Source organism: Actinomycetota bacterium (genome assembly GCA_035536535.1).
Classification (GTDB): domain Bacteria; phylum Actinomycetota; class JAICYB01; order JAICYB01; family JAICYB01; genus DATLNZ01.
This window is the reverse complement of record DATLNZ010000119.1, coordinates 1-9,407: the sequence shown is the minus strand read 5'-3', so window position 1 is coordinate 9,407 and position 9,407 is coordinate 1. Positions and strand designations below refer to the sequence as shown.

At 69.1% G+C, this 9,407-nt stretch carries 10 protein-coding genes; 4 read left to right on the top strand and 6 right to left on the bottom strand.

Annotated elements, in window-relative coordinates:
• A partial coding sequence (locus tag VNE62_08145; GenBank protein HVE92255.1) for a biotin carboxylase N-terminal domain-containing protein occupies positions 1 to 897 on the bottom strand: 897 nt, incomplete at its 3' end.
• 111 nt (positions 898 to 1,008) lie between these two features.
• Between VNE62_08145 and VNE62_08140 the strand changes: the two genes are divergently transcribed.
• Positions 1,009 to 1,365 carry a PadR family transcriptional regulator gene (locus VNE62_08140; GenBank protein HVE92254.1) on the top strand — a complete coding sequence of 119 codons (357 nt, stop codon included), beginning with the start codon at positions 1,009 to 1,011 and terminating at the stop codon, positions 1,363 to 1,365.
• Positions 1,362 to 2,060 carry an RDD family protein gene (locus VNE62_08135; protein HVE92253.1) on the top strand — a complete coding sequence of 233 codons (699 nt, stop codon included), beginning with the start codon at positions 1,362 to 1,364 and terminating at the stop codon, positions 2,058 to 2,060. The genes VNE62_08140 and VNE62_08135 overlap by 4 nt, the downstream gene beginning before the upstream one ends.
• Positions 2,061 to 2,100: 40 nt before the next feature.
• Here the strand turns inward: VNE62_08135 and VNE62_08130 are convergent, their stop codons facing one another.
• Genes VNE62_08130 through VNE62_08115 form a run of 4 tightly spaced genes read right to left on the bottom strand, consistent with a single transcriptional unit; the run spans position 2,101 to position 5,854 of the window.
• Positions 2,101 to 3,243 carry a VOC family protein gene (locus VNE62_08130; GenBank protein ID HVE92252.1) on the bottom strand — a complete coding sequence of 381 codons (1,143 nt, stop codon included), beginning with the start codon at positions 3,241 to 3,243 and terminating at the stop codon, positions 2,101 to 2,103.
• Entirely contained in the window at positions 3,240 to 4,829 is a 1,590-nt protein-coding gene (locus VNE62_08125; protein ID HVE92251.1) for a carboxyl transferase domain-containing protein, read from the bottom strand. Before VNE62_08125 ends, VNE62_08130 begins: the two co-directional genes overlap by 4 nt.
• Positions 4,830 to 4,865: 36 nt before the next feature.
• Positions 4,866 to 5,384, bottom strand: coding sequence for a hypothetical protein (locus VNE62_08120; GenBank protein ID HVE92250.1), 519 nt, complete (start codon positions 5,382 to 5,384; stop codon positions 4,866 to 4,868).
• Positions 5,381 to 5,854 (bottom strand): hypothetical protein, encoded by a 474-nt coding sequence (locus VNE62_08115; GenBank protein ID HVE92249.1) that lies wholly within the window; start codon positions 5,852 to 5,854, stop codon positions 5,381 to 5,383. Before VNE62_08115 ends, VNE62_08120 begins: the two co-directional genes overlap by 4 nt.
• A 106-nt stretch (positions 5,855 to 5,960) precedes the next feature.
• On the opposite strand from VNE62_08115, the gene VNE62_08110 reads away from it, so the two are divergent.
• Entirely contained in the window at positions 5,961 to 7,352 is a 1,392-nt protein-coding gene (locus tag VNE62_08110) for a DUF222 domain-containing protein (protein ID HVE92248.1), read from the top strand.
• Here VNE62_08110 and VNE62_08105 read toward each other — a convergent pair.
• Positions 7,324 to 8,094 carry a biotin--[acetyl-CoA-carboxylase] ligase gene (locus tag VNE62_08105; GenBank protein HVE92247.1) on the bottom strand — a complete coding sequence of 257 codons (771 nt, stop codon included), beginning with the start codon at positions 8,092 to 8,094 and terminating at the stop codon, positions 7,324 to 7,326. The genes VNE62_08110 and VNE62_08105 overlap by 29 nt on opposite strands.
• An 89-nt stretch (positions 8,095 to 8,183) precedes the next feature.
• On the opposite strand from VNE62_08105, the gene VNE62_08100 reads away from it, so the two are divergent.
• The coding region (locus VNE62_08100) for a S9 family peptidase (GenBank protein HVE92246.1) at positions 8,184 to 9,407 on the top strand (1,224 nt) is incomplete at its 3' end.

Below are 9,407 nucleotides of genomic sequence, written 5' to 3'. Positions count from 1 at the left end.
CGTCACCGGGTGCTCGACCTGAAGCCGCGCGTTCATCTCGATGAACCCGAAGCCCCCGTCGGCGCCGACGAGGAACTCGCACGTCCCTGCGTTGACGTAGCCCGCCGCTCTCGCCAGGTCGACGGCCGCAGCGCACAGCTGGGCGCGGAGGTGGTCGTCCACTGCCGGGGACGGCGACTCCTCCAGCACCTTCTGGTGACGGCGCTGCAGCGAGCAGTCACGCTCGCCAAGGTGGATCACGTTGCCGTGGCCGTCCGCCATGACCTGGACCTCCACGTGCCGGGGGTCCGGGACGTACCGCTCCAGGATCAACCGCCCGTCGCCGAAGGCCGCCGTCGCGACGCGGCGCGCGGAGGCAAGCGCCTCCGGCAGGGACGCCTCGTCGGCGATGACGCTCATACCCTTGCCGCCCCCGCCGGCCGCCGCCTTCGCCAGCACCGGATACCCGATTTCGCTCGCGGCCTTCGCGAACGCCTCGTCGGACTGGTCGGCCCCCGCGTACCCGGCCAGGACCGGCACCCCCGCGCTCACCGCGAGTTCCTTGGCGCGGGCCTTGTCCCCCATCACCTCGAGCACCTCCCCAGGGGGGCCGACAAAGGTCAGCCCCGCGTCGCGGCAGGCACCCGCGAAGGCGCCGCTCTCGGCGAGGAACCCGTAGCCGGGATGGACGAGGGTCGCTCCCGTCTCCAGCGCCGCTTCGATGATGCGGTCGGCTCGGAGGTACGACTCCGACGCGGGAGCCGGACCGATCCGGACCGACTCGTCGGCGTAGAGGACGAACGGGGAGTCGACGTCCGCGTCGGAGTAGACGGCGACACAGCCCAGATCCATCCGTCGAGCGGTCCGGAAGATCCGGACTGCTATCTCCCCCCGGTTGGCGACGAGCAGTTTGGTCATGGGGGCAATCCTATGAGGGACGCCGCCAGCTCCGACCTCGGGTCTTGACTTGCAGGCCGCGCATGGTACCGTGTCACATAAGGTACTTGGCTAGCCGTAGGAGGAGCAGTCGTGATCGCTCCGGCGCAGGACGAGGCGGCGCGCAGGGAGCTCGCCAGAGGGACCGTGGAGCTGGCGATCCTGGCTCTGCTGTCGCGAGCCCCCACCTACGGCTACGACCTGCTGTCGACCCTCAATGAGATCACCGGCGGCACGCCGGAGGTGAAGGAGGGGACGGTGTACCCGATCCTGCACCGGCTCGAGGACTCCGGCTTCGTGTCGGCGTCCTGGGAAGCCCAGGGACGAAACGCGCCCCGCAAGTACTACGCGATCACCAAGGACGGCAAGGCGCGGCTCTCGTCACTGCGCACGGAGTGGGACAGGCTCGTGGGCGGCATGAGCCGCCTTTTGGACGGAGGAAAGAGATGACCGGCGAACAGACCATCGGCGACTACCGAAGCCAGTTCGAGCGCTGGATCGGGCTCCCCCGCCACCGGCGCGAGCTGGGGGCCGAGCTGGGAGCGCACCTGACGGAGGCGGACGCCGCCGGACGCCTCACCGGAGCACTCCAGAGGCTGGGGCCACCACGGGAGGCCGCGAGGTCGATGGTCTCGGGGCTGCCGCTGCGCCCAGCGCACTGGGGGCTCCGCGCCTGCGGCTACGTCATCGACCTGCTCGTCTCCGCGGCACCCACGCTGCTCTACAGCCTGTGGGCTCACAACATCAAGGGCGCCGTCTCCAGCAGGTTCGGATGCCTCGACTCGTGGGACTGCTTCCGCAGCGATCCCTGGCTGGTCGCCACGGTCGCGTTCGCCGCGGCCTGGTTCGTGGCCGGCCTCACCCTGATGGAGTGGCGGCTGGGCCGCACCCCCGGCAAGTCCATCCTCAAGCTGCGAGTGCTGTCCGAGGACGGCACTTCGATCTCGTTGGGTCAGGCTGTTGTCCGCCGGCTCCCACTGGTGTTTTCGGGAGGCCTGCAGATCATCGACTGGTTGATGGCGGTGCCGGGCCCGAACCACCAGAGGGGCTTCGACCGGATCGCCAAGACGCTGGTCGTGCACGAAAGGCCACTACCTCGCGCGGTGCGGGAGCCCGAGAGTGCGGCCACCGCGCACGCAGGTTAGCGGGCGGTCGATGACAGGCCGGCGTTAGGGACCGACGGCCTCAGGCCCCCGAAGACGGCAGGGCGCAGAACTCGTTGCCCTCGGGGTCGGCCATGACAGTCCAGTCCCTGTCCCCGCCGGGCGGCTCCAGCACCCGGGCCCCCAGTGAGACGAGACGGTCCACGTCCTGCGCGCCATCGACCTTGACGTCGATGTGGACGCGGTTCTTGCCTTCCTTGGGTTCCGGGACCTTCACGCAGAACACGCGGGGACCGTCGCCCGGCGGCAGCAGCAGGACGCCCGGGTCGTCCTCGACGTCCTCGACCCCCATGGCCCGCAGCCGTTCGATCTCCTCGTCGTCGTAGGGGGCGACCGTGTACCCGAGCGCGGCTGCCCAGAAGCGGGCCAGCGACGCGGGGTGCGCGCAGTCGATCACCACCGAGTCCAGTCGGGACGGACCCTGGGGCTCGGGCGCCGGCTCCCGCTCCGTCTCTCCGGAAACCAACCGTCCGCCGATGGGGGCCAGGACCTCGTCCACGATCACGCCCAGAGCGCGGAACCGGTTGCGGATGGGGGCCTCGGACACCAAAAGCTCCCCGGCGCGGCGCGCCAGGGCCGGCTCCCACTCGGACAGGTCCTGCATCACGTACTTGTGCTTCGGCATGCGCCTGCCGGCCCGCTCGTACCGCACCGTCAGCGCCTCGTACAGGCAGTGCGCCATGACGATCTCGGCCCCCGCATCGTCTCCGGCCTCGACCACGTCCTGCGCATCCTTGAGCAGGTCGGTGATGAAGTAACGGAGACGGAAGATGCGGTCGCCGTGCGGCTGCGCGGGCGGCACGCGCCGGACCGACTGCGCCTCCGACACGAGCTCGGACATCACCCCGTCCGCGTCGAACAGGACTCGGCCCCGTGAGAACATATCCACCGTCGAGGAGATCCGCCCTCGTCCGAACTCTTCGCGGATCTTGTGCGGTGGGTTCACGAACAGCTCGACCTCCACGTCGTCGACGACGGTGAGCCGCTTCTGCCTCCACGGCTGCTTTGTGATGACGAACACGTCGAGGTCGCTGGTGGCGGCGGGCGTCCCGTAGGCGAACGACCCGGCCAGAAGGAGGCCGAGCAGGTCCTGTCCGAACTCGGCATGCATCGAGTCCACGACCTTGTCCAGAGCCGCCTCGTAGGCGGCGGTGTCGGGGCTCACATCCGGAACACGCCGTACCGGGGCTCCGGTATGGACGCGTTGTAGGAGGCGGAAATCCCCAGCGCCAGGACGGTGCGGGTGTCGAGTGGGTCGATGACCCCGTCGTCCCATAGCCGGGCGGTCGAGTAGTAGGGGTGTCCCTGCAGTTCGTACTGGTCGCGGATGGGGGCCTTGAACGCCTCCTCGGCCTCCGGGGAGTCGAAGTCGCCCCGGACGATCGCCAGCACCGTGGCCGCCTGCTCGCCACCCATCACCGAGATGCGGGCGTTGGGCCACATCCAGAGCAGGCGCGGCTCGTAGGCGCGTCCGTTCATCGCGTAGTTCCCGGCTCCAAAGCTGCCGCCGATGATCACGGTGAACTTCGGGACGACGGCACAGGACACTGCGGTGACCATCTTCGCGCCGTCCTTGGCGATCCCCCCGGACTCGTACTCACGTCCGACCATGAACCCGGTGATGTTCTGCAGAAACACCAGCGGGATCCGGCGCTGGTCGCACAGCTCGATGAAGTGAGCGCCCTTCAGGGCCGATTCCGAGAACAGGATCCCGTTGTTGGCGACGATCCCCACGGGAAAGCCGTGGATGTGGGCGAACCCGCAGACGAGCGTCGTCCCGTACAGCGCCTTGAACTCCTGGAACCGGGAGCCGTCGACGACGCGCGCGATGACCTCCCGGACGTCGTACGGCACACGGGAGTCGGTCGGCACGATCGAGTAGATCTCCGCCGGGTCGTACTTCGGCTCCTCGGACACCTGCATCCCCGGGGGCAGCTGTTTGCTTCTGTTGAGGCCGGAGACGATGTCCCGGACGATCTCCAGCGCGTGGACGTCGTCCAGCGCGTAGTGGTCCACCACCCCCGACACCCGCGCGTGGACGTCCGCTCCCCCGAGCTCTTCCTCGGTGACCTCCTCGCCGGTGGCCGCCTTCACCAGAGGGGGGCCGCCGAGATAGATGGTGCCGCGTCCCTTGACGATCACCGACTCGTCGGACATGGCCGGAACGTAGGCACCGCCGGCGGTGCACATCCCCATGACGCACGCGATCTGCGGGATCCGCCGCGCGGACATCGTCGCCTGGTTGTAGAAGATGCGTCCGAAGTGTTCGCGGTCCGGGAAGACTTCGTCCTGCATGGGCAGGAACGCGCCTCCCGAGTCGACCAGGTACACGCAGGGCAGGTTGTTCTCCAGCGCCACCTGCTGCGCGCGCAGATGCTTTTTCACCGTGAGGGGGAAATAGGTTCCGCCCTTGACGGTCGGGTCGTTGCACACGATCACGCACTCGACCCCCGACACGCGCCCGATGCCGGTGATGATCCCCGCCCCGGGGGCCTGTCCGTCGTAAAGGCCATGGGCGGCGAGGGGGGACAGCTCGAGAAAGGGGGTCGCCGGGTCCAGGAGCCGCTCCACCCGCTCCCGCGGAAGGAGCTTGCCTCGTGACACGTGCCGCTCGCGTGCCTTCTCGGTGCCCCCGACTGCGGCCGTGGTGACTTCTTCTCGCAGGTCTTCGACAAGTGCCTGGATCGCGACGTGGTTGGCGCGCGACTGCTCCGAGCGGGGGTCGTGGGACGTGTGCAGCACGGGCGCCATCGGGGGCAATGGTAGCGGGGGTCGGGGGCTACGGAGTCAGAGCCAGAGGCCGTAGATCCCAGCGAGCACCAGAGCGGCCACCGCCCCGCCGACGCCGACCCAAAAAAGGGCCCCCCACCGCCCCGGCAGCGCCTGCGGAGGCTTTTGCTCCCCAAGCTGTATCCGGAGAGCCCTGTCCCGTTTCTGCTCCCCGTGCGCGTGATAGGTCCAGAGGAAGATGACCGCCGGAAACCACGGAAAGGAGGCGGTTAGGTCCGAGACACGCCCACTCCCGATCAGAAATCCAGGGAGCCCGGCAAGGAGCAGGAGTCCGTACAACCCGGCCATCCCGACTGCCCACTGCCGCAGGGCCCACACCGGGGATGCAAGGTCGCGTTCGACCCAGGCGCGATAACGAGGCGGGAGCACCTGCGACCTGATGTTCCAGTGGGTGCACCAGCGATACCTGAACCTCATCCAGAGCGGGGGGACCTCGACCGACCCCATCGCCGCTGTCCGTTCCGGCTCTTGGTCGACGCCCGTCGCGGGCACCGGCACCCTCTCGAGCTGGCTCACCCGCGGAAGACCAGGTACAGCGCGAAAGCGACGGCACCGGCGGCGACGGCGCCGGCGGCCGTCCACGTCATTGCGGTTGCCAATCCGGGCCAGCCCATCATGAGTTGCTCACGGCTGATCTCGCTTCTTTGATATCCAGCGACCCGAGCGTGGGTTCTCTCGGCTTCACGCGCGAAGGCGGGTATCGCGACGACGAGCCCGATTGCCCAACCCCCCACGAAGCCGAGAACCCCGCGAGCAGACCAGGCCCCTGCGGCCATGGTCAGCGCGAGGACCGCGAAGAATGCCATCAGCATCATCCCGACCCGCCCCCACAGCATTCGCACTCCCCACGCCGGGGAGGCCAGGTCCCGCTCCACCCATTCCCGGTACTCGTCCGGGACGCGCCCCCACCACACGCGGTAAGCGAATCGGACGCGCCAGTGAGGCGTCCTCAGACCCTGAGTGGTGGCAGCTTCCTGCGTCCGCACCGGCCCCCTCCGCGCTCTGGTCGATCCTACATCCGCGGCTGTCCGCCACTCCGGTGGATGTCACTATCAGAACATATGATCGTATCAGTAGATGCAAGGAACGGTGATGGACGAGACAACGGTTTCAGGGGACGCGGGTTCGGCTGACGAGACCGGCTCGGCCGTGGACGCCGGCGAGGCGATCGCGCAAGTACAGGCACTGGTCAACTGCGCCACCGCCTGCCAGCTGGACATGATCGCCGCCCACGACCACAGCCAGGCGTGGAGGTCAGACGGAGTGGGGTCCATGGCCGAGTGGCTGGCGCTGCGCCTGGGGGTGTCGGCAAGAACGGCGCGGGAGCTGACGCGAGTGGCGCACGCGCTGCCGGACCTGCCGGCCATCGCAGAGGCCTTCCGCGCAGGACAGCTTTCATTCGAGCAGGTCCGCCAGCTGACCCTTTTCGCCACCCCAGCCACCGACTCTGGGCTTTGCGCTCGGGCGCTTGGCATGAGCGAGGCCGAGGTGGCCGCGCTGGCCAGGGCGGCCAAGCGGGTCACCGTGGAGGAGTCAAACGACTCCTACGAAAAGCGCAGCCTGAAGATGCGCTGGGACCTGGACGGCAGGGTCTTCCGGTTCTGGGGCCGGCTGCCCGACGCCGAAGGCGCAGTGGTCGAAAAGGCCATCGAGCGCCTAGCCGATGCGGCCCCCAGCGGCCCTGCTGCTGACGACGCGAGTGCCGACGAGCCCCCGAATCAATCCTCTACCCGGCCCCTGTACGAGGCCCGCTGCGCCGATGCACTGGTGCAGCTGGCGTCACAGGACCTGTCCGGCGCAAGCGACGCAGACCGGGCCTGCGTGGTGGTACACGTGGACGCCACAGCCTCGACCCGGGGAGACACCGTGCACCACCCGACCTGTGAGGAGCGCGTCAGCGCAGACGGAGAGGGCGCAACGGTTGGTGATCCCGCGATGAACGGGGACAAGCCCAGTGGGAGCCTTCCGGTTGGGATGGAGCCCAGCGGGAGCCTTCTGGACTCCCCCGCCGGCATCCAGGGGGGCCCGGCTATAGCCACGGAAACTTTGGAGCGGCTGGCGTGCGACTGCCGGCTGCAGTTCGTGTGCTACTCGCAAGACGGGAGCGCGATCGGGATCGGACGGGTGAACCGCAAGATCCCTCCCTGGCTTCACCGGCAGGTGCGAAAACGAGATATCGGATGCCGGTTTCCGGCCTGCGGGCGCAACAGGTGGGTGGACTCCCACCACATCGTCCCGTGGTCCCGGAGCGGACCCACGGATCTTGACAACCTGGTGCTTTTGTGCGGACAGCACCACCGGCTGATGCACGAGGGCGGGTGGAGGCTGGAAGGGGGCCCGGACAGCAAGCTCACCTTCAGGCGCCCGGACGGCACCCCTCTTGCAATCGGCCCCCTGAAGATGAGCACGCAGACCATCAGGCGATCCGAGCAGTGGCTTGGATCAGCGCGACCCCTCAGCCCCCAGCCGCACGGAGGTGAATGACGTCGCCTGCGTAAAGCGGGCGGCCGTCGACGACCAGGGCCCCGTCGGAGGCGACGGCCTCCGCCACACCTTCGACGACATCCCCTGGCACCTGGATCCGAACGCGGCTCCCGATGGTCGCGCAGCGGGAGCGGTAGTCGTCCAGCCAATCGGGGGCCGCGAGAGTGCGGTCCAGCTGGCGGAGGACGTCCACCAGGAGTCGGTCGCGGCGCAGGGCCTTGGGCGGGGACCCCCCGAACCCCGGGGGCCCCCCGAACCCCTCCAGCTCCAGCGCAAGGCTGGTCGCGTCCACTCCCTCGGGCAGCTGCGCGCGCGACTGGCTGACGTTCAAGCCGACGCCCACAACGACAAGGCCCCCCGCCAGCTCCCCCAGGACGCCGCACACCTTGCGGCCACCGATGAGGACGTCGTTCGGCCACTTCAGCTGCGGACGGGGGCCGAGGCGCTCGATCGCCAGCGCCACCGACAGCCCCGCCTGGAGCGAAACCAGCGGCGCAAAGGCCGGCTCGACACCCACTAGAAGCGCAGAGAACAGAAGGGACGTCCCCGGCGGCGAGGCCCACGCTCGCCCCGACCTCCCGCGCCCCTGCGTCTGGTGGTCCGCCACCAGAACCCGCCCGTCGGCGCCGCCCTCGCGAACCAGCACCGCCTGAGTGGAGTCCACCGACTCGTGGACCTCAACGGTCGAGAACCTGGTGCCGGAGAGGCCCTCGCGGATGGCGTCGATGACGAGGTCGTCCACGGTGGGGATCGTAGCGGGGGCCGCGCTGGGGGAAACGGCAAGGGAACCGGCCGCGGCGGCCCCCGGCCCCCGCGATAGTCTCCTTTCCTATGGATTACCCCCCCGCGCCACGCCAGGACGTCCACGACGAGCTGCACGGTCACCGGGTCCACGACCCGTACCGGTGGCTCGAGGACCCGGGCTCTCCGGAGTCGCAAGGCTGGAGCGAGGCGCAGGACGACTTGTGCCGGAGGCACCTTGACTCCCTTCCCGGACGGGAGCGGTTGGGCGAGAGGCTGCGGGAGCTGCTTCCCGGGGTCATCGGGCCCCCTGGCTTTGCCGGCGGCAGGGCATTTTTCATGCGCCGGGAGCCGGATCAGGAGCACGCCGTCCTGGTCGTCCGGGAGCCGGACGGGACCGAGCGTGTCCTGATCGACCCCAGCGCGCTGTCCGACGACAACACGATCACGCTCGACGCGTGGTCGCCGTCCAAGGAGGGGACGCTTCTCGCCTACCAGCTTTCGCAGGGGGGCGACGAGGAGAGCAGCCTGCGCGTGATGCGCGTCGACGACGGCGAGATCATCGACGGCCCTATCGACCGGGTGCGCTACTCGTCGGTCGCGTGGCTGCCGGGCGGTGAGACTTTCTTCTACGCCCGGCGCCTGCCGCCGGACGAGGTCCCGAAGGGAGAGGAGCAGTTCCACCGGCGGGTGTACCGGCACACGATCGGGACCGACGCGTCAAACGACGAGATCGTGTTCGGCCACGACGGCGAGAAGACCGCCTACTACGGATTCCTCACGTCCCTGGACGGCCGGTGGCTGTCGGTCAGCGTGTCGCTCGGGACGGCCCCCCGCAACGACCTGTACATGGCGGACCTCCACGGCGACGGCTCGTTCGTCACGCTCCAAAAGGACGTAGACGCGCAGACCTCGTCGTGGGTGGCGTTCGACGGCAGGATGTACGTCTACACCGACCGGGATGCGTCGCGCGGAAAGCTCCTCGTCGCCGATCCCGAGCGCCCGCAACCAGAGCACTGGCGCGAATTGCTGCCCGAGTCCGACGCCGTCCTGTCGGGCATCGTCATCACCGACGACCACATCGTCGCCACGCGGACTCGTCACGCGATCAGCGAGATGACCGTCCACGACAAGGACAGCGGCGAGTCCGTCAGCCAGGTGACTCTGCCCGGGCCCGGGTCGGCCGGCGCGACCGGGCGCCCGGACGGCGGGAACGAGGTCTGGATCGGCTACACCGACCACGTCACGCCGTACAGGGTTCTGCACTACGACATCGGGTCCGGCTCCCTGCAGCCGTACGCGGACCCGCCGGGG